18 protein-coding genes are annotated in these 19,407 nt (G+C 67.7%); 13 read left to right on the top strand and 5 right to left on the bottom strand.

What is annotated here, in order from left to right:
- Nucleotides 1-31: 31 nt before the first annotated feature.
- The 4 genes from rpsL (at nt 32) to tuf (ending at nt 4,360) form a co-directional block, all read left to right on the top strand.
- Entirely contained in the window at nt 32-406 is a 375-nt protein-coding gene (gene rpsL / locus ASG69_RS07990; protein ID WP_027504614.1) for a 30S ribosomal protein S12, read from the top strand.
- A gap of 1 nt (nt 407) precedes the next feature.
- A complete protein-coding gene (rpsG, locus tag ASG69_RS07995) occupies nt 408-878 on the top strand; it encodes a 30S ribosomal protein S7 (protein ID WP_027504615.1) in 471 nt (156 codons plus the stop codon).
- 90 nt (nt 879-968) lie between these two features.
- Nucleotides 969-3,071 (top strand): elongation factor G, encoded by a 2,103-nt coding sequence (fusA, locus tag ASG69_RS08000; RefSeq protein ID WP_027504616.1) that lies wholly within the window; start codon nt 969-971, stop codon nt 3,069-3,071.
- A gap of 98 nt (nt 3,072-3,169) precedes the next feature.
- Nucleotides 3,170-4,360: an elongation factor Tu gene (tuf, locus tag ASG69_RS08005; RefSeq protein WP_027504617.1), complete on the top strand. Its 1,191-nt coding sequence runs from the start codon at nt 3,170-3,172 to the stop codon at nt 4,358-4,360.
- 61 nt (nt 4,361-4,421) lie between these two features.
- Here tuf and ASG69_RS08010 read toward each other — a convergent pair whose 3' ends face one another.
- Both ASG69_RS08010 and ASG69_RS08015 read right to left on the bottom strand, forming a co-directional pair.
- On the bottom strand, nt 4,422-5,087 hold the full coding sequence (locus tag ASG69_RS08010) for a hypothetical protein (RefSeq protein ID WP_027504618.1): 666 nt from the start codon (nt 5,085-5,087) through the stop codon (nt 4,422-4,424).
- A gap of 100 nt (nt 5,088-5,187) precedes the next feature.
- Nucleotides 5,188-5,472: a hypothetical protein gene (locus tag ASG69_RS08015; protein WP_027504619.1), complete on the bottom strand. Its 285-nt coding sequence runs from the start codon at nt 5,470-5,472 to the stop codon at nt 5,188-5,190.
- Nucleotides 5,473-5,585: 113 nt separating this feature from the next.
- On the opposite strand from ASG69_RS08015, the gene ASG69_RS08020 reads away from it, so the two are divergent.
- Genes ASG69_RS08020 through ASG69_RS08030 form a run of 3 tightly spaced genes read left to right on the top strand, consistent with a single transcriptional unit; the run spans nt 5,586 to nt 8,764 of the window.
- On the top strand, nt 5,586-6,350 hold the full coding sequence (locus ASG69_RS08020; protein ID WP_056441782.1) for a glutamate racemase: 765 nt from the start codon (nt 5,586-5,588) through the stop codon (nt 6,348-6,350).
- Nucleotides 6,351-6,401: 51 nt separating this feature from the next.
- Nucleotides 6,402-7,619, top strand: a complete 1,218-nt coding sequence (locus tag ASG69_RS08025) for an MFS transporter (protein WP_235578879.1) — start codon at nt 6,402-6,404, stop codon at nt 7,617-7,619.
- Between the two features lie 44 nt (nt 7,620-7,663).
- Nucleotides 7,664-8,764, top strand: coding sequence for a HoxN/HupN/NixA family nickel/cobalt transporter (locus ASG69_RS08030; protein WP_056441783.1), 1,101 nt, complete (start codon nt 7,664-7,666; stop codon nt 8,762-8,764).
- Between the two features lie 10 nt (nt 8,765-8,774).
- On the opposite strand, the gene ASG69_RS08035 is transcribed toward ASG69_RS08030, so the two are convergent.
- Entirely contained in the window at nt 8,775-10,277 is a 1,503-nt protein-coding gene (locus tag ASG69_RS08035) for a UDP-N-acetylmuramoyl-L-alanyl-D-glutamate--2,6-diaminopimelate ligase (protein WP_235578880.1), read from the bottom strand.
- A gap of 65 nt (nt 10,278-10,342) precedes the next feature.
- Between ASG69_RS08035 and ASG69_RS08040 the strand changes: the two genes are divergently transcribed.
- On the top strand, nt 10,343-10,852 hold the full coding sequence (locus tag ASG69_RS08040; RefSeq protein WP_197027738.1) for a GNAT family N-acetyltransferase: 510 nt from the start codon (nt 10,343-10,345) through the stop codon (nt 10,850-10,852).
- Nucleotides 10,849-11,595, top strand: coding sequence for a GTP pyrophosphokinase (locus tag ASG69_RS08045; protein WP_081821128.1), 747 nt, complete (start codon nt 10,849-10,851; stop codon nt 11,593-11,595). The genes ASG69_RS08040 and ASG69_RS08045 overlap by 4 nt, the downstream gene beginning before the upstream one ends.
- Here ASG69_RS08045 and ASG69_RS08050 read toward each other — a convergent pair.
- Both ASG69_RS08050 and ASG69_RS08055 read right to left on the bottom strand, forming a co-directional pair.
- Nucleotides 11,569-13,155, bottom strand: a complete 1,587-nt coding sequence (locus ASG69_RS08050; RefSeq protein WP_056441786.1) for an NCS1 family nucleobase:cation symporter-1 — start codon at nt 13,153-13,155, stop codon at nt 11,569-11,571. The two genes, ASG69_RS08045 and ASG69_RS08050, sit on opposite strands and share 27 nt — an antisense overlap.
- 133 nt (nt 13,156-13,288) lie before the next feature.
- Complete coding sequence (locus ASG69_RS08055) at nt 13,289-13,990, bottom strand: GntR family transcriptional regulator (protein WP_056441789.1); 702 nt, start codon at nt 13,988-13,990, stop codon at nt 13,289-13,291.
- Nucleotides 13,991-14,427: 437 nt separating this feature from the next.
- On the opposite strand from ASG69_RS08055, the gene mftF reads away from it, so the two are divergent.
- From mftF to ASG69_RS08080, 4 genes are all read left to right on the top strand, one after another.
- Nucleotides 14,428-15,834 (top strand): mycofactocin biosynthesis glycosyltransferase MftF, encoded by a 1,407-nt coding sequence (gene mftF, locus ASG69_RS08065; protein ID WP_027504628.1) that lies wholly within the window; start codon nt 14,428-14,430, stop codon nt 15,832-15,834.
- Between the two features lie 118 nt (nt 15,835-15,952).
- Nucleotides 15,953-17,215 carry a hypothetical protein gene (locus ASG69_RS08070; protein WP_056442392.1) on the top strand — a complete coding sequence of 421 codons (1,263 nt, stop codon included), beginning with the start codon at nt 15,953-15,955 and terminating at the stop codon, nt 17,213-17,215.
- 104 nt (nt 17,216-17,319) lie between these two features.
- Nucleotides 17,320-18,843, top strand: coding sequence for an aldehyde dehydrogenase (gene adh / locus ASG69_RS08075; protein WP_027504630.1), 1,524 nt, complete (start codon nt 17,320-17,322; stop codon nt 18,841-18,843).
- 56 nt (nt 18,844-18,899) lie between these two features.
- Nucleotides 18,900-19,394 carry a DUF779 domain-containing protein gene (locus ASG69_RS08080; protein ID WP_056441792.1) on the top strand — a complete coding sequence of 165 codons (495 nt, stop codon included), beginning with the start codon at nt 18,900-18,902 and terminating at the stop codon, nt 19,392-19,394.
- Nucleotides 19,395-19,407: the final 13 nt, after the last annotated feature.

A 19,407-nucleotide genomic window follows, 5' to 3' on the forward strand; every position in this document is an offset into this window, starting at 1 on the left:
CCCTGTTTCTCGACACGAAGAAAGCCGGTTCATGCCAACAATCAACCAGCTGGTCCGCAAGGGTCGCACCGACAAGGTCGCGAAGCTGAAGACCGCTGCCCTGAAGGGCAGCCCGCAGCGCCGTGGTGTGTGCACTCGCGTGTACACCACCACCCCGAAGAAGCCGAACTCCGCGCTTCGTAAGGTCGCTCGCGTCCGCCTGACCACGTCCGTCGAGGTCACCGCCTACATCCCCGGTGAGGGCCACAACCTGCAGGAGCACTCCATGGTGCTCGTGCGCGGTGGTCGCGTGAAGGACCTCCCGGGTGTCCGTTACAAGATCATCCGTGGCTCGCTCGACACGCAGGGCGTGAAGAACCGCAAGCAGGCTCGCAGCAAGTACGGCGCCAAGAAGGAGAAGAGCTGACATGCCACGTAAAGGCCCAGCACCCAAGCGCCCGCTGATCAACGATCCCGTCTACGGTTCGCCGCTGGTCACCCAGCTGGTCAACAAGATCCTGCTGGACGGCAAGAAGTCGACCGCGGAGCGCATCGTGTACCAGGCTCTCGAGCAGGCACGCGAGAAGACGGGCACCGATCCCGTCGTGACGCTCAAGCGCGCACTGGACAACGTCAAGCCGGCCCTCGAGGTCCGCAGCCGTCGTGTCGGTGGCGCCACCTACCAGGTTCCGGTCGAGGTTCGTCCGGGCCGCTCCACCACGCTGGCTCTGCGCTGGCTCGTCTCGTTCTCCCGCGCTCGTCGCGAGAAGACGATGGTCGAGCGTCTGGCCAACGAACTCCTCGATGCCAGCAACGGTCTCGGCGCAGCAGTCAAGCGTCGCGAGGACACGCACAAGATGGCGGAAGCCAACAAGGCATTCGCGCACTACCGCTGGTGATCGCGTCTCGGGGGCGCCGGGAAACATCCGGCGCCACCCGAGCGTTGAACCTTCGACTCACTTCTTCCAACACCAAGGCGGGATGAATTCGTGGCACAGGACGTGCTGACCGACCTGAACAAGGTCCGCAACATCGGCATCATGGCCCACATCGATGCCGGTAAGACCACCACTACCGAGCGCATCCTCTTCTACACCGGTATCTCGTACAAGATCGGTGAGGTCCATGACGGCGCAGCCACCATGGACTGGATGGAGCAGGAGCAGGAGCGTGGCATCACCATCACGTCTGCTGCCACGACGTGCTTCTGGAACGACAACCAGATCAACATCATCGACACCCCCGGGCACGTCGACTTCACGGTCGAGGTGGAGCGTTCGCTCCGCGTCCTCGACGGTGCCGTCGCCGTGTTCGACGGCAAGGAGGGCGTCGAGCCCCAGTCCGAGCAGGTGTGGCGTCAGGCCGACAAGTACGACGTGCCGCGCATCTGTTTCGTCAACAAGATGGACAAGCTCGGTGCGGACTTCTACTTCACCGTGCAGACCATCAAGGATCGCCTCGGCGCCAAGCCGTTGGTCATCCAGTTGCCGATCGGCGCAGAGGACAGCTTCGAGGGCATCGTCGACCTGATCGAGATGAACGCGAAGGTCTGGCGCGGAGAGACGAAGCTCGGCGAGACCTACGAGACCGTCGAGATCCCCGAGGAGCTGAAGGAGCGGGCCGAGCAGTACCGCACCGAGCTGCTCGAGACCGTCGCCGAGTCCGACGAGGCACTGCTGGAGAAGCACTTCAGCGGTGACGAGCTGACCATCGACGAGGTCAAGACCGCGATTCGCAAGATGACGGTCAACTCCGAGCTGTACCCGATCCTGTGCGGTTCCGCGTTCAAGAACAAGGGCGTCCAGCCCATGCTCGACGCGGTCATCGACTACCTCCCGTCCCCGCTCGACGTCGCCGAGACCATCGGTCACGCCGTGGGCGACGAGGAGAAGGAACTCACCCGCAAGCCGTCCGCCGACGAGCCGTTCGCGGCGCTCGCGTTCAAGATCGCGACGCACCCGTTCTTCGGCAAGCTGACGTACGTGCGCGTGTACTCGGGCAAGGTCGACTCCGGCTCGCAGGTCATCAACTCGACCAAGGGCAAGAAGGAGCGTCTGGGCAAGCTCTTCCAGATGCACTCCAACAAGGAGAACCCGGTCGCGACCGCCAGCGCCGGCCACATCTACGCCGTGATCGGTCTGAAGGACACGACGACGGGTGACACGCTCTGCGATCCGCAGAACCAGATCATCCTCGAGTCGATGACGTTCCCGGACCCGGTCATCCAGGTGTCGATCGAGCCGAAGACGAAGTCCGACCAGGAGAAGCTCGGCACGGCCATCCAGAAGCTGGCCGAAGAGGACCCGACCTTCTCGGTCAAGCTCGACGAGGAGACCGGCCAGACCGTCATCGGCGGCATGGGCGAGCTCCACCTCGACATCCTCGTCGACCGCATGCGTCGCGAGTTCAAGGTCGAGGCCAACGTCGGCAAGCCGCAGGTGGCCTACCGCGAGACGATCACCAAGATCGTCGAGAAGCAGGAGTTCACCCACAAGAAGCAGACGGGTGGCTCCGGCCAGTTCGCGAAGGTCATCATCGGCCTCGAGCCCTTCATCGGCGAGGACGGCGCGACCTACGAGTTCGAGAACAAGGTTTCCGGCGGTCGTATCCCGCGCGAGTACATCCCGTCCGTGGATGCCGGCGCGCAGGACGCGATGCAGTACGGCGTTCTCGCCGGCTACCCGCTGGTGAACGTCAAGCTGATCCTGCTCGACGGCGCGTACCACGACGTCGACTCGTCCGAGATGGCGTTCAAGATCGCGGGTTCGCAGGCCTTCAAGGAAGCTGCCCGCAAGGCCGGTCCGGTCATCCTCGAACCGCTCATGGCGGTCGAGGTGATCACGCCCGAGGAGTACATGGGCGACGTGATCGGCGATGTGAACTCCCGCCGTGGCCAGATCCAGGCCATGGAGGAACGCAGTGGTGCCCGTGTCGTCAAGGCGCTGGTTCCGCTGTCGGAGATGTTCGGTTACATCGGTGACCTGCGGTCTCGCACCCAGGGCCGAGCGAACTACTCCATGGTCTTCGACTCCTACGCAGAGGTTCCCTCGAACGTCTCGAAGGAGATCATCGCGAAGGCCACCGGAGAATAGTCTCCGAAGCTGGACCCGGTACCACCGTCACACCGCACCACCCGTAAGTACATCCGTAATGCTGCATAACGCAGGCAATAACAGTCCAGGAGGACACAGTGGCCAAGGCGAAGTTCGATCGGACCAAGCCGCACGTCAACATCGGCACCATCGGTCACGTTGACCACGGTAAGACGACGCTGACGGCTGCAATCACCAAGGTTCTGCACGACAAGTTCCCGGACCTGAACGAGGCGTCGGCCTTCGACCAGATCGACAAGGCTCCGGAGGAGAAGGCTCGTGGTATCACGATCAACATCTCCCACGTCGAGTACCAGACCGAGAAGCGTCACTACGCACACGTCGACGCTCCCGGCCACGCCGACTACATCAAGAACATGATCACCGGCGCGGCACAGATGGACGGCGCGATCCTCGTCGTCGCAGCGACCGACGGCCCCATGCCCCAGACGCGCGAGCATGTCCTGCTCGCTCGCCAGGTCGGCGTGCCGTACATCCTCGTCGCGCTGAACAAGGCCGACATGGTGGACGACGACGAGATCATCGAGCTCGTCGAGATGGAGGTGCGCGAGCTCCTCGCCGCACAGGAGTTCGACGAGGACGCTCCCGTCGTCAAGGTCTCCGCTCTCAAGGCCCTCGAGGGCGACGAGAAGTGGGCCGAGTCGGTTCTCGAGCTCATGCAGGCAGTGGACGACTCGGTTCCGGACCCCGTCCGTGAGACCGAGAAGCCCTTCCTCATGCCCGTCGAGGACGTCTTCACCATCACCGGTCGCGGCACCGTCGTCACCGGCCGTATCGAGCGTGGCTCGGTCAACGTCAACGAGGATGTCGAGATCGTCGGCATCAAGGAGAAGTCGACCAAGACCACGGTCACCGGCATCGAGATGTTCCGCAAGCTGCTCGACTCGGGCCAGGCGGGCGACAACGTCGGCCTCCTCGTCCGCGGCATCAAGCGCGAAGATGTCGAGCGTGGACAGGTCGTCGTCAAGCCCGGCACCACCACTCCCCACACGGAGTTCGAGGGCCAGGCATACATCCTGTCGAAGGACGAGGGCGGTCGCCACACCCCGTTCTTCAACAACTACCGCCCGCAGTTCTACTTCCGTACCACGGACGTGACGGGCGTCGTGACCCTCCCCGAGGGCACCGAGATGGTCATGCCCGGTGACAACACCGAGATGTCCGTCGTGCTGATCCAGCCGGTCGCCATGGACGAGGGCCTGCGCTTCGCGATCCGCGAGGGTGGCCGCACCGTCGGCGCCGGTCGCGTCACGAAGATCAACAAGTAAGACCGCCTCACACCGAACGGCGCTCACCCTGCGGGGTGGGCGCCGTTCGGCGTGTGTGGAATCAGGGCAGCACGACGACGTCCGCGGGAGAGCGCGGATCGATCTCGTAGTGGTCCTCGTACTGGCTGCTCATGCCGGTGACGCGCAGTGTCTGCCCCGCGCGGATCGCGCTCACGTCGATGCCCGTCTGCGTGTTGACGAAGACGGTGGTCTCCCCGGTCCGGTCCGCGATCGTGAACTTGTACCCGTACGGCAGATCGTCCACCACGGCGCTCGTGACGCGTCCGACGACCGTCACCAGCGACGCCTCGGTGGACTCGCCGACCACGCGGACCACCACCGGTCTGGGTGCCACCGCATCGACCGGTCCCAACGACACGATGCTCGTCGGTCGCACCACCAGAAGTCCGGACTGGTCCGCGAGCGACCCCGTGACACGCACCGATGTACCCGGCACGACGTCGGTGGGCGCCGAGGCGCTGATGTAGATGCCGGCGGTGCGGTCCTGGATCCCGAACCCGACGTCGAGGAAGCTCGATGCGAAGGCGCCGGGCGGTGTGGTGACCGTGCCGACCACGGTGACCGTGGCGCCGGCGGAGAGAGTGCGCACCTGCGCGATGGGCGGAGCACCGCCCGGCGCGGCCGATGCAGGGGACGCTCCGAGCGTGAGTGCCACGAGGGCGGTGAGGGTCGTGCCGACAGTGCGGCGAAGGATCGTGCGCATCATGTGAGTTCCGTTTCCGCGCCGATCCCGCGTCGGCGCGCGCGCAACCCTCGTCCTCTCGGGTCGCGACGGCAACCGTGCCGAAAAGCGTTGTGACGCCGACTCACTCGACGGCGAAATCCTCCACCGTGACCACAACGGGAATCCGGACGACACGCGCGAGCGTCTCCTGGACGGCGTGGACGACGGAGTCGGGATCTCCCGGACAACGGACCGTGATGTGCACGGCGCAGGACTCGTGCCCCACCACCACGCCCTCGATGCGTCGACCCGGCAGCAGCGTCACGGCCTCACCGAAGAGGCCGGAGTGCAGGCCGGCCACACCGGGGACCGCGAGCACCGCCGCGGCGATGAGGTCGGCCTCATCGGGCTCGAGCGGAGCGGTCATCCGCTCAGTCTGCGCTCTGTCACATTCCGACCGGCCTCCGGCCTTCCCGCATCCATCGTGGCCGCGCGCCGACGTCCGGAGGTCGGCCGGTGCCGGGGCGGTAGATTGTCACCGTGAACGTCGCGCTGATCGACTCGGGCCTGGGGTCGTTGCCCACGGCAGCCCACCTGCGTCGACTGCGCCCGTCGCTCGACCTTCATCTGTACCTCGACCCGGACAACGCGCCGTGGGGACCCAAGCCCACCGCGTGGACGGAGGCGCACGTCGTGGAGACGGCGCGGCGCGCCGTCGACGGTGGAGCCGAGGTGGTGGTGCTGCCGTGCAACACCGCCAGCGTCATCGCGCTCGACGCGACCCGCGCGGCCCTGGGGTCCACCCCCGTGGTCGGGACGGTCCCGGCCATCAAACCCGCTGCACTGCAGTGTGACTCGATCACGGTGTGGGCGACGGCGGCGACCACCGCGTCGTCGTATCAGGCGCGCTTGATCGCGGAGTTCGCGTCGGGTCGCACGGTTTCGGCCGTCGCGTGCCACGGACTCGCCGATGCCATCGACCGCGGTGATCTCGCGGCCGTCAGCGCGGCCATCGCGTCGGCAGCGGCGCGGACGCCGGACGACGTGCAGGGCATCGTCCTGGGGTGCACCCACTATCCGCTGGTAGCGGACGAGATCATGGCGGCGCTGCCGCCGGGTGTGCGGATGTTCGACAGCGCCGAGGCCGTCGCGGCCCAGACTCTGCGCCGCCTCGACGAGGTGTCGTCGCCGCGTGAGGGACACGGGAGCGTGTCGGTGACCCTGTCGGGACGCGACGGTTCCCTCCCCGACAGTGCGTTGCGCTTCGCGGCCGGGCGATCGCTCGCGGTGCCCGCGACGCTCTGACGCCGTCACCGTCCCGGGAATGAGGAGTCGGTGGGGGGAGTTGGACCCACGGTGACGACGACCGAGGTGCGACCCCAGTCCTGGATGACCCCCGTTCGCTCGTTCTGGGTGGTGGCCCTCGTGTTCTTCACCGTCATGGGATCGTCGGCGGCGCCGTCCCCGCTGTACCCCGTGTACCAGTCCCGATGGGGATTCGGCGCGTCGACGCTGACCATCGTCTTCGCCGTGTACGTCTTCGCACTACTCGCCGCCCTGTTGACCGTCGGGTCGCTGTCCGACCACCTCGGCCGTAAGCCCGTGATCGTGACGTCGCTGCTCGTGCTGATCGCCAGCCAGGTCGTCTTCGTGTTCGCCGACGGGGTCGGCTGGCTCATCGCCGCGCGCGTCGTGCAGGGTCTGGCGGCCGGCGCGGCCATGGGTGCCCTGACCGCCGCGATCATCGATCTGCAGCCGACCGACCGTCTCGGCCCCCTGGTGAGCTCGGTCGCACCGGCCTTCGGGCTGGGAGCAGGCGGTATCGCGGCCGGACTGCTGGTGCAGTTCGCGCCGTTCCCCACCACGCTCGTGTACGTCGTGATGATCGTCGCGCTGGTCGTCCTCACGGCGCTCGTCGTGGCAGTGCCGGAATCCGCGGTCCGGGCAGGCTTCGACGACCGTCGACACGTCATGCGGGTGCTGACGCCGACCCTCGGTCTGCCCGTGTCGATCCGTGCCCACTTCTGGCCGGTCGTCCCCGCGCTCGTCGCGACGTGGTCGCTGGGCGGGTTCCACCTGTCGCTGGGGCCGTCCATCATGGGCACGGTCTTCGATCTCCGCGGCGCCGTCGTGGGCGGGCTGGACATCTTCACGATGTTCACGGCCGGAGCGATCGGTGCCGCGTCCGCTCGTACTCTTCTCCCGCGCACGGCCATGACCGCCGGTGCACTCACTCTCGCCACGGGCATCGTGGTGAATCTCGTCGGGCTGCACATCGCGTCGGCGCCGCTGTACTTCGTCGGGACCGCGGTGTCCGGGTTCGGCTGGGGCGCGACGTTCCTCGGCGCGATGAGCATCATCGGCGCTCTCGCACCGCCGGAGCATCGCGGCAGTGTCTTCGCCACGACGCTCGTGCTGAGTTACCTCGCCTTCAGCGTGCCGGCCATCGTCGCGGGTGTGGCGATCCACTCGGCCGGTCTCCTCGTCACCGCGACGGTCTACGGAGCGGTCGTCGTGGCGCTGGCGTCGGTTGCCGTCACGACGACGGTGCTCCGCTCACCCGCGCGCGTCTGACCCAGCACTGCGCGGACGGGCTCCATGAGGAATATTGGTGTCCCATGACGTCTGCCGACACCGTGACCGGACGTGCGCGTTTCACGCGCGACGAGATCCCCCGGCTCCTGGGCCTGGCAGCAGTGCTCGTGGCGCTGCACGTCGTCGGGTGGGGCCTGTTCCTGCACTACGACTCGATCCCGGCGATCCACGGCCTCACCGGCGCGGACGGCACTCTCGTCTACGCGGGCGCCGGGGTGTTGGCCTACACGTTGGGCATGCGGCACGCCTTCGACGCCGACCACATCGCGGCCATCGACGACACCACCCGACTGTTGCTGCAGAAGGGCAGGCGGCCCCTGGCGGTCGGACTGTTCTTCTCGCTCGGGCACTCGACGGTCGTGTTCGCGTTCGTCGCCGCGATCGCGTTCGCCGCATCGCGCGCGACGGACTTCCGGGACGCCTTCGCGGACACCGGCGGCATCATCGGCACCCTCGTCTCCGGCACGTTCCTCTACCTCATCGCGGCCCTGAACCTGGTCGTCCTCGTCGGCATCGTGCGCATGTGGCGTGCCGCGCGGCGCGGACAGTTCTCCGACGAGACGCTCGACGATCTCCTCGCACGCAGAGGACTGCTCAATCGGATCTTCCGCGGCCGCTACGACCGGATGATCAGCCACTCGTGGCAGATGTATCCGCTGGGGCTGCTCTTCGGCCTGGGGTTCGACACCGCCACGCAGGTCGGTCTGCTCGCCGTGGCGGGCACCAGCGCCATCGCCGGTGGCCTCCCGCCGATGGCCATCATCGCGCTGCCGGTGCTGTTCGCGGCCGGCATGTCGACGATGGACACGCTCGACGGCGTCTTCATGTCCAAGGCGTACGGCTGGGCCTTCGTCACGCCGGTCCGGAAGATCTACTACAACATCACGATGACGGGCCTGTCGATCTTCCTCGCCCTCGTGGTGGGCACCGTGCAGATCCTGTCGTTGCTCGGTGAGGAACTCGGACTGTCCGGCGGCATCTGGGACGCGGTGGCCGCAGTGGATCTCACCCTGGCGGGCCAGATCGTGGTGGTCGTGTTCGTGGTGGTCTGGATCGGCTCGATCGTCTACTACAAGGCGGCGCGCATCGACGACCGGTTCGAGCGGGAGACGCCGGCGAGCTGACCCGCGGGAGTCATCGGGCGAGGATCGCGTCGTGCAGTTCGGCATGATCGTCGAAGTACACGGTTCGGGTGCCGAAGTGCTGCCAGGTGTCGCTGCCTCGCCCCGCCACGACGACGGTGTCCCCGGCCGCCGCGTCCGCCACGGCGTGGTGGAATGCTGCGCGCCGGTCCGCGATCTCCACCACGCGGACGCCCCGATCACCGGACCGGGCGCCGCGGACGACGTCGGCGCGAATCGAGTGCGGATCCTCGCCGTTGGCACTCTCGTCCGTGACGACGATGTCGTTCGCATAGGCCGCGGCGACCGTGCCCAGCTCGACGCGCTTGCCCACGTCACGGTCACCGGTCGCCCCGATGACCAGGATCAGGCGCCCCGGGGTGATGCGCCGCAGGTACGGCAGGATCGCGCGCTGGCCGGACACGTTGTGCATGTAGTCGACGAGGGCGGTGAAGTCCTGGCCGGCCGACACGGTCTCGCATCGGCCGGGAATGTTGTGCAGCGCCGAGATGCCGGCGGCCGCACGCTCCGCGTCCACCCCACCGGAGACGAGGGAGGCGAGTGCGACCAGAGCGTTCGCCACCTGGTGGGGGCCGAGAACCTGCAGTGAGAGCGGGATGTCGCCCACCGGGGTCCGGGCGAGGAATCGGGTGCGATGCGTCGTGCAGTCGATGCGATCGGCGCGGAAGTCCGCCGAAGGATCGGACACCGAGCACGTCACCGTCGGCACCGCGCACTCCGACGCGAGCCGCCGCCCGTACTCGTCGTCGATCATGACGACGGCCCGTCCGGTGCGGTCAGGGGTGAACAGTGAGGCCTTGGTCCGGTAGTACTCCTCCATCGAGCCGTGGAAGTCGAGGTGGTCCCGGCCGAGATTGGTGAAGGCGGTGACGGCGAACTCCACCCCGTCGACGCGGTGCTGGGCGATGGCGTGCGAGGACACCTCGAGGGCGGCGGCCGTGCATCCGTTGTGGACGAACGTCGACAGCGTGCGTTGGAGCACCGTCGCCTCGGGAGTGGTGCGCACCGGGGCCTCGTCGCTGCCGGCGCCGCTGACCGCGACCCCGGAGATCATCCCCGCACGATGACCCGCGGCGCGCAGGCCGGCGTGGTGGAAGTGCGTCGTGCTGGTCTTGCCGTTGGTGCCCGTCGCTCCGAACACGGCCATCGACGAGGACGGGCTCCCGTGGAACCATGCGGCCAGCGGACCGACGACGACCCGCGGATCCGCGACCACGATGCTCGGCAACCGGGTGCCGGGCCGATCGCTGAGCACGGCCACCGCGCCGGCGCGCTGGGCGTCCTCCTCGAAATCGAGACCGTGCCAGCGTGTTCCGGGGAGCGCGACATACAGATCGCCGGGCCGCACCGCACGCGAATCGTCACAGAGATCGTCCACCGTGACCGGCTCGGCGGGACCTGTGACCGATCCGCCCGCGCGGTCGGCGACGTCGACGAGGGACCTCGCCCCCTGGCCACCGGCATGCCGGATCGGACGGCGGGACACGACACTCACCAGGATGCGGTACCCGAAAGTAGAACGCTCAACCACCTCGGTGCGGCACCCGGGACACTGGAGGGGTGAGCGCAGCCGACGGAGACTCCACGCAGGCCCGAGTGGTGCTGAGGACCATGCCCGACGATCGACTTCCCGAATGGGTCGAGCGCAGCCGCGGTGACTACCGCGCGGATCGCGTCCGGGCGGGTGACACCCTCGAACAGGCGACCGACAACGCCGAGCAGAGTTTCTCCGCCTACTTCCCCGACGGTCGTCCGGCACCGCATCATCAGGTGTACGACGTGCTGGACGGCGAGACCGTGGTGGGGTCACTGTGGATCGGGCCCCAGTCGATCGCGACCACGACCGACTGGTGGGTCTGGGACGTCGCCATCGACGAGCGGTACCGGGGTCGCGGTCTCGGCCGGGCGGCGATGCTCCTGGCGGAGGACGCCGTGCGGGAGAACGGCGGAACGGTACTCGGGCTCAACGTCTTCGGCTTCAACACGGCGGCGCGTCGGCTGTACGAGTCGCTGGGGTACGACACCGCGTCCCTCCGGATGCAGAAGGTTCTCCGGAAGGACGCGCGATGAGCGTGGACGAGCCGGTGGTGTTCGACCTCACCGCGGCGCGCGACGAGTTCACCCGCTTCATGATGTCCTACCGCTTCGGCATGCAGGAGCTCACCACCAAGATCGACATCCTGAAGGACGAGTTCACGCACCTGCATTCCTACAGCCCCATCGAGCACGTGGTGTCGCGGCTGAAGACGCCGCGCAGCATCGCCGAGAAGGCCGTGCGCAAGGGGATTCCGTTGACGTTCCAGGCGATTCGCGCCGGTCTGTTCGACATCGCCGGCGTCCGGATCACCTGTAGTTTCATCGCCGACACCTATGCGGTGAAGGAGATGCTGGCGTCGCAGAGCGACATCCGAGTGCTCGAGTTCGAGGACTACATCGCGAATCCGAAGCCCAACGGGTACCGCAGTCTCCACCTCACCATCGAGATTCCGGTGTTCCTGTCCGACCGCACGGAGCACGTCTTCGTGGAGCTGCAGATCCGGACCATCGCGATGGACTTCTGGGCGAGTCTCGAACACAAGATCTTCTACAAGTACGACGGTGAGGTGCCGCAACGCCTTAGGGACGAGTTGCGCGAGGCGGCGATGGCCGCGGGCACGCTCGACATCACGATGGAGCGACTGCACGCCGAGGTGGTCCGTCTCGGCGACGCCCGCACCGACGCCGGCCCCGACTACGAGGAGCTGTTCCTGCGCTCGCTCATGCCGGGACTGGCGCCGGATCCGCGGTCAGGCGGGGACGTTCCGCACCCGTAGCGAGGTCTTCGTGGCCAGCACCCAGTAGAGGGCGAAGCCGATGCCGCAGCCGATGAACCAGCTGTACTGCGCCGCGGTGTGCATTCCGGTGAGGGTGCCGCCCGTGAGCACGGGGAACATCGCGAAGACGGCACCGACGGCGGTGGCGATCAGCGCGGCCGGGTTGTAGCCCTTGGCGTAGTGGTACGTGCCGCTCTCGTCCATGGTGAACAGGTCGTCGACGATGACCTTCTGCTTGCGGATGAGGTAGTAGTCCGCGATGAGGATGCCGAACAGCGGTCCGATGAACGCTCCCAGGGTCTCGAGCGTGTAGTGGATGACGTCGGGATTGTTGTAGAGGTTCCACGGCGTGATGAGCACGGAGCCGACGGCGGCGATCATGCCGCCGGCGCGCCAGCTGATCTTCTGCGGGCTGACGTTGGAGAAGTCGAAGGCCGGCGAGATGAAGTTCGCGACGATGTTGATACCGATCGTGGCGATCGTGAAGGTCAACGCGCCCAACACGATCGCGAAGGTGCTGTCGATGCGCGCCACCGTCGTGACGGGGTCGGTGATGAGCTCGCCGAAGACGGGAACGGTGAGGGACGCGGTGACGACGACGAGGATCGAGAAGAGCAGGAAGTTGACGGGCAGGCCCAGGAAGTTGCCGCGCTTCACGGCGGCGTAGCTCTTTCCGTAGCGCGAGAAGTCGCCGAAGTTGAGCATCGGACCCGAGAAGTAGGAGACGACGAGCGCGATCGCGCCGAGCATGACGGGCACCGCGGCGAACCCCGTGTAGGTGACGTCGCCGAGGTTCAGGTCGATGGCGCTCCAGCCGGCTTCGTGAATCAAGTAGCCGCACAACAGGAACATGACGACGTAGACGGCCGGGCCGCAGAAGTCGATGAACTTGCGGATGGACTCCATGCCGCGCCAGAAGACCGCCGCCTGCAGGACCCACAGGAGCATGAAGCTGCCCCACCCCAGAGTGGACAGTCCCGCGAAGCCGTGGAGGTCTCGGTCCGCCCACGGACCGAGCGCCGGGAACAGCTTGATCAACACGATGTCGAGCGCGGCGGAGGCCAGGAAGGTCTGGATCCCGTACCACGCCACCGCGATCAGTCCTCGGATGATGGCGGGAACGTTGGCCCCGAGGACGCCGAAGACCGATCGACAGATCACCGGGTACGGGACACCTGCGACCTGACTGGGCTTGGCCACCAGGTTGCAGAAGACGTAGACGATCGAGATGCCGACGAGGAGACAGACGAGCACCTGCCAACTGGCCAGTCCCAGCGCGAAAAGGCTGCCCGCGGTGACGTATCCGCCCACGGAGTGCACGTCGGACATCCAGAACGCGAAGATGTTGTAGGACGACCAGGTCTGCTTCCGCAGCGGGGCGAGGTCCTCGTTGGTGAGCCTCGGGTCGTACCCCTCCTTGATCACTCCACCCCCCACCGGATGTCCCTCTGCTGTCGACCCGCCTCCGGCGTACCCGTGTGCCTCGATCAGATCGTTCACACCGGAGCGGGACCCGGGAGGCGGGTCGAACGGGCCGGTGTGCGGAATGGTGTCGGTCATCGTGTCTCCGTCGCTGGTGCGGACCGTGGTCGGTGCTGCGGAGAAGTCTGAGCCCGTTGTATTTCCGTGTCGTGACGAAACCGATATATCTCTTTACCGGCAGGTTTCCGGGTCCGGTCTGTCCGGTTCCGGCTCAGGAGAGCAGGCCGGAACCCGCCGGAAGCGTCGCGATGACGTCGTTCAGCCGCTCGTTGTGGTGCCCTGCCGCCGCCAGGAGTGCCGCCGAGTCGCGGTCGACGAACGCGCGGACCATGACGCTGTGATCGTCGTTCAACGCCGCGCGGTCCGCACCCTTCACGTGCACCATCGGTTGGACCGGCTCCGTGACGTTCCACGCGACGTCGAGCATGTGGAGCAGGCGGTACATCCGGGACGGCGCGGTGAGGGCGACGTGGAACTCGCGGCTCAACCGGTGGTAGCGCTGGGGATCGTCGTCCGCGATCGAGGATCGGAGGTCTCGCTCGATCTGTTCGGCACGACGCCGTTCCCCGTCGGTGGCGGCCTCGGCCGCCACCGCGAGGGCGGCGTTCTCGAGCACCTCCCGAACGATGTACATCTCGCGCAGTTCCTGAGACGTCAACTGCGCGACCGTGTATCCGAGGTTGGGTCGATGCGACACCAGATTCTCGCCGATGAGGGTCTTCAGCGATTCGCGCACCGGGATGCGGCTGACTCCGAACACGTCGGCGACGTCGCCCAGGGGAATGGGCGTTCCCGGCGGGGCGTCACCCGACAGGATGACCCGGCGGAGTTCGGTGAGGATCTCCTCCTGTGAACCACCCGCGACGTCGCGGGACAGTTTCGCGAGCAGGGCCGAGCGGCGACGCGGCGGCATCGTGACCCCTTCTGCGAACCGGGACGGGACATGGCGACTCTAACCGGGGGAGTCGTCGGACGCTCGCGTGTCGCCGCATCGGTGCGACGAGAGTTGGTGAACGTTCACGTCGGCGGACGCCGGTCGATCGATCCGCTGCCGGGCAGTCGGCTCGCCTGCCCGAGCTCGCGGCGCGGGCTCCCCGGTGCACGTCGATCTGCCGTGGACGATCCGGTCGGCGGCCGCTCGATCCGAGCGAACCTCAAGTCTCGCTTGACAGTCGAGACCAGGCACGCCGACCGGTCGGGGTCACGGCGCGCCGAGCAGCGCCGATGCACGGTGCGCGCGGGGCGGGTGTCCCTCGAACGGACCACAGCGCGATTCCCGCGTCGGCGGGTGTTCGGGCCGATCCTGCCCGACTTATGACAAATACTGAGAAAGGCCCTTACGATGACCCGATGCGCGACGGTCGTCTTCCCGATGGATTCGGAGTGCGTATCGATCCTCGAGTGCGGACTCTCTCGAACGGTCGAGTTCTCCTCGGCGGATCGCCCACCAGGATGGTGATGCTGGCACCCGCCGCGGCCGCGATGATCGGCGACGGATTCCTGCGGGTGTCCGATCCCGACTCCGCCACGGTGGCGCGTCGACTGCTCGACTCCGGTGTCGCGAACCCCCGGCCGATGAGCACTCCGTCCGCCGCGGACGTGACGGTCGTGATCCCGGTCCGCGACAACCACGAGGGACTGCTGCGGCTGATGCGCGCGCTGCGTGGACTCCGCGTGATCGTCGTGGACGACGGGTCCCGCGTTCCCGTCCGGCACGCCGAGATCGCCGTGGACGAACTGTGTGCCTCGGTCGCGGTGGTGCGGCACGACGCCCCGCGGGGACCGTCCGCGGCGCGCAACGCCGGCCTCGCCGCGGCCACGACCGACTTCGTCGCGTTCCTCGACTCCGACGTGGTGCCGCGCAAGGGCTGGCTCGAAGTCGTCCTCAGTCATTTCTCCGACCCCTCCGTCGGGCTGGTCGCTCCGCGCATCGTGGCGCTCGAGCCGGAGGGCAGTGCGCTCGCCCGCTACGAGCGCGCACGGTCCTCCCTCGATCTCGGTCGCCGGGAGGCCCCGGTGTTCGCGGGTGGCCCGGTGTCGTACGTCCCCAGTGCGGCGGTCGTCGCCCGGCGACGGGCCGTGCTCGACTGCGGAGGCTTCGACGAGGCGATGCACGTGGCCGAGGACGTCGATCTGTGCTGGCGACTGCAGGACGCGGGATGGCGCCTGCGGTACGAGCCGGTGGCCCGCGTCGCCCACGATCACCGCGTCACTCTGCGAAAGTGGTTCGGCCGCAAGCTGTTCTACGGTACCGGTGCCACCGAGCTGGCCTCCCGCCACCACGGGAAGGTGCCGCCCGTGGCCATGGCGCGGTCGACCCTGCTCGCACTGCTGCTGGCCGCCTCGGGGACGCGTGCGGGCATGGTCGGTGCGCTGGTCACGCTGATCACGACGGTGGTCCGCCTACGGCGCCTGTTCGTCGATCTGGATCACCCCACTCGCCTCGCCGCGGTGTTCGCGGCACGCGGAACCGTCGGGGGCGCTTGGCAGTTGGCCTCCGCGGCGGTGCGGCACTACTGGCCGGTCACGCTGGTGGCCGTGCTGTTCTCCCGGCGCATCCGACGTCTGGCGCTGGCCATCGCGGTGGCGGAGGGTGTGCGGGACTGGGTCGAGCACCGGGAGCCGGGCGGCCTCGGTCCGGTGCGCTACGCGGCGTACAAGCGCATCGACGACGTCGCCTACGGCACCGGGCTCTGGGTGGGCGCCGTGTCGCACCGCGACCCCCGTGCTCTGGTGCCGCGTCTCGGCAACCAGTAGTCCCTGCCAGCCGCTCTGTGAGCTGGGTTACAGTGGAGGCCGGTCGAGTGTGCCGATCTGCCGGGCGAGGCTGTTGACGGAAGCGGGGTCTGTGGTGACGGTCAATCCGTGGGTCGCGATGAGGCCCGGGGACGACGCCGCCACGCTCGCGCGCTCCGTCTCCCGCGCTCACGAGACCTTCGTCGGGCCGGGCCTGTCGACCGTGGGACTCGCCCGTCCCGTCGATCCCCAGTCGCCCGTGCGGTCCGTCGTTCTCGACTCCTGGCTGCGCAGCCGCGACATGGGCGTCGACCCCGATCGTGGTGCGGACGATCTCCTCGACGACGTCACGCTCGCGCAGTACCGCGCCGATCACCCGATGTCCGTCATCCGACCCGTGGTGCGCAAGCTCCTCGTCGAGGACGCCGCCGACACCGGCCTTCTCGTGGCCATCACCGACGCGTCGGGCCGGCTGTTGTGGGTCGAGGGCGACACCGCGGCGAAGGACCGCGCGAACGCCATGAACTTCACCGAGGGCGCCGACTGGAGCGAGGGGCGGATGGGCACCAACGCCCCCGGCACCGCGCTGGCCATCGATCACTGCGTGCAGATCTTCGCCGCCGAGCACTTCTCGCGGCCCGTGCACGAGTGGAGTTGCAGTGCAGCCCCCGTCCACCACCCCGTCACCGGCCGCATCCTGGGGGCCATCGACATCACGGGCGGTCCGCGCGTCGCGGTTCCCGAGGTGCTCTCGTTGGTCCGCGCGACGGTGGCGGCGGCCGAGTCCGAACTGCGACTGCATCTGCTCGAGTCCCCGCGTCCCGATCTCGACACCGGAGTCCGTCTGGAGGTGCTCGGAGCCGGGCGCCCGTCGTTGGTCCGCGGCGGTGAACGCGTCGCCCTGTCCGGACGGCACGCCGAGATGCTGCTGCTGTTGCGGGCGCATCCCGAGGGGCTGAGCTCCGACCATCTCGCCGTGCTGCTCGACGAGAACGAGCTGGACTCGGTCACCGTCCGAGCCGAGATGTCGCGCCTGCGCAAGGTTTTCGGTGCCGACGGTGTGGCCTCGCGGCCCTATCGACTGGTGGCGGAACTGTCGTCGGACGTCGAGGACGTGCGGGCGGCTCTCGACCGCGGGGACGTCGACGCGGCGCTGCGGCTCTACTCCGGCGTGGTGCTCCCGTCGTCGTACGCCCCGGGTATCGCGGAGATCCGCGAGGAGTTGCGAGTGCGCGTCCAGGCGGCGCTGCTGCGGTCCGGTGACCCGGTGCTGCTGGCGCGGTGGACGGCGTCGGTGCACGGCCGCGAGGACGCCGCCGCGTGGTCGGCCTACCTCGCCACGCTCAGCCCGTCCTCGGCGCTGTACGGGCAGGTCCAGGCTCGCCTCGCCCTGCTGGGCTGACCGAGTCGGCTCTGCAACGGTCATGCAACCGTCGTCGACCTAGTGTCCTGCATCACAGCCCCCGATGACCGTGGGGGTGGATCACCGATGAAGGAGCATGTTCGATGACTGTCTTCGCTCGCCCGGGTACGCCCGACGCCGCCATGTCTTTCGAGGCCCGCTACGACAACTGGATCGGCAACGAGTGGGTCGCTCCGGTCAAGGGTCAGTACTTCGAGAACCCGACGCCCGTCACGGGACAGAACTTCTGCGAGATCGCGCGCTCCACCGCCGAGGACATCGACCTCGCCCTGGACGCCGCACACAAGGCCGCGCCGGCGTGGGGCAAGACCTCGCCCGCCGAGCGCGCCGTCATCCTGAACAAGATCGCCGACCGCATCGCCGAGAACCTCGACTCCATCGCGCTCGCCGAGTCGTGGGACAACGGCAAGCCGATCCGCGAGACGCTCAACGCCGACATCCCGCTCGCGATCGATCACTTCCGCTACTTCGCCGGATGCATTCGTGCGCAGGAGGGTTCGCTGTCCGAGATCGACAGTGACACCGTCGCGTACCACTTCCACGAGCCGCTCGGCGTCGTCGGCCAGATCATCCCGTGGAACTTCCCGATCCTGATGGCCGTGTGGAAGCTCGCCCCCGCACTCGCGGCCGGCAACGCCGTCGTCCTCAAGCCGGCCGAGCAGACACCCGCGTCGATCATGTACCTGATCAGCGTCATCGGTGACCTGCTGCCTCCGGGCGTGCTCAACATCGTCAACGGCTTCGGCACCGAGGCCGGCAAGCCCCTCGCGTCGAGCCCGCGCATCAAGAAGATCGCCTTCACCGGTGAGACCACGACCGGGCGCCTGATCATGCAGTACGCCTCGCAGAACCTCATCCCGGTGACGCTCGAGCTCGGCGGCAAGAGCCCCAACATCTTCTTCTCCGACGTGCTGTCGCAGAACGACGACTACCAGGACAAGGCCCTCGAGGGTTTCACGATGTTCGCCCTCAACCAGGGCGAGGTCTGCACCTGCCCGTCGCGGTCGCTGATCCAGCAGGACATCTACGACGACTTCCTTGCACTCGCCGCGATCCGCACCAAGGCCGTCCGCCAGGGTGATCCGCTGGACACCGAGACGATGATCGGCGCCCAGGCCTCGAACGACCAGCTCGAGAAGATCCTGTCGTACATCGAGATCGGCAAGGGCGAGGGCGCCAAGATCGTCACGGGCGGCGAGCGCGCGCAGCTCGGCGGCGACCTCAACGGCGGCTACTACGTGCAGCCCACCATCTTCACCGGCAAGAACAACATGCGCATCTTCCAGGAGGAGATCTTCGGACCCGTCGTCTCGGTCACGTCGTTCACCGACTACGCCAACGCCATCGAGATCGCCAACGACACGCTCTACGGCCTCGGCGCCGGTGTCTGGTCGCGTGACGGCGGCGTCGCCTACCGCGCCGGCCGCGACATCCAGGCCGGTCGTGTGTGGACCAACACGTACCACCAGTACCCGGCCCACGCGGCCTTCGGTGGCTACAAGCAGTCGGGCATCGGCCGCGAGAACCACAAGATGATGCTCGACCACTACCAGCAGACCAAGAACCTGCTGGTGAGCTACGCCCCGAAGGCTCAGGGCTTCTTCTGATGCAGCCGAACCACGGGTCGGCACCGCCTCCGAGGCTCAAAGCAACCGCCGGGGCGATGGAGCTTCTCCGTCGCCTCGGCGGGCTCCACGGCGCGCTGATGATGCATCAGAGCGGCGGATGCTGCGACGGGTCGTCGCCGATGTGTTACCCCGCAGGCGAATTCATCGTCGGGGACCGCGACGTCCTGCTCGGGCTCCTCGACCTGCGCGCGGAGGTCGGCACCGTCGCCGACGACCTCCCGACCGGCAGCGACCTGGTTCCCGTGTGGATCTCGGGGTCGCAGTTCCAGGCGTGGAAGCACACCCAGATGGTGCTCGACGTGGTGCCGGGCCGGGGTAGCGGCTTCTCCCTCGAGACGCCGGAGGGGCTGCGGTTCCTCAGTCGTGGCCGCGCCTACACCCCCGAGGAGAACGCGGAACTCGAGGCGCAGGACCCCCTCACCGGTGCGCAGTGGGAGGAGGGTGCTCGCCCGCCCGTCCCCACCGAGTCCATCGTCGTCGCCGAGGCCGTCGACGCCTGCCCGGTGCCGGGGATGGCGATACAGGGTTGACGTGAATCCGGTG

It is taken from the genome of Rhodococcus sp. Leaf225, assembly GCF_001426145.1.
Classification (GTDB): domain Bacteria; phylum Actinomycetota; class Actinomycetes; order Mycobacteriales; family Mycobacteriaceae; genus Rhodococcoides.

What these genes read in the sequence shown, in the direction of transcription:
- rpsL (WP_027504614.1), top strand. Translation starts at nt 32, where the DNA reads ATGCCAACAATCAACCAGCTGGTCCGCAAGGGTCGCACCGACAAGGTC.
- rpsG (WP_027504615.1), top strand. Translation starts at nt 408, where the DNA reads ATGCCACGTAAAGGCCCAGCACCCAAGCGCCCGCTGATCAACGATCCC.
- ASG69_RS08010 (WP_027504618.1), bottom strand. Translation starts at nt 5,087, where the DNA reads ATGATGCGCACGATCCTTCGCCGCACTGTCGGCACGACCCTCACCGCC.
- ASG69_RS08015 (WP_027504619.1), bottom strand. Translation starts at nt 5,472, where the DNA reads ATGACCGCTCCGCTCGAGCCCGATGAGGCCGACCTCATCGCCGCGGCG.
- ASG69_RS08030 (WP_056441783.1), top strand. Translation starts at nt 7,664, where the DNA reads ATGACGTCTGCCGACACCGTGACCGGACGTGCGCGTTTCACGCGCGAC.
- ASG69_RS08045 (WP_081821128.1), top strand. Translation starts at nt 10,849, where the DNA reads ATGAGCGTGGACGAGCCGGTGGTGTTCGACCTCACCGCGGCGCGCGAC.
- ASG69_RS08050 (WP_056441786.1), bottom strand. Translation starts at nt 13,155, where the DNA reads ATGACCGACACCATTCCGCACACCGGCCCGTTCGACCCGCCTCCCGGG.
- ASG69_RS08055 (WP_056441789.1), bottom strand. Translation starts at nt 13,990, where the DNA reads ATGCCGCCGCGTCGCCGCTCGGCCCTGCTCGCGAAACTGTCCCGCGAC.
- mftF (WP_027504628.1), top strand. Translation starts at nt 14,428, where the DNA reads ATGCGCGACGGTCGTCTTCCCGATGGATTCGGAGTGCGTATCGATCCT.
- ASG69_RS08070 (WP_056442392.1), top strand. Translation starts at nt 15,953, where the DNA reads ATGAGGCCCGGGGACGACGCCGCCACGCTCGCGCGCTCCGTCTCCCGC.
- adh (WP_027504630.1), top strand. Translation starts at nt 17,320, where the DNA reads ATGACTGTCTTCGCTCGCCCGGGTACGCCCGACGCCGCCATGTCTTTC.
- ASG69_RS08080 (WP_056441792.1), top strand. Translation starts at nt 18,900, where the DNA reads ATGGAGCTTCTCCGTCGCCTCGGCGGGCTCCACGGCGCGCTGATGATG.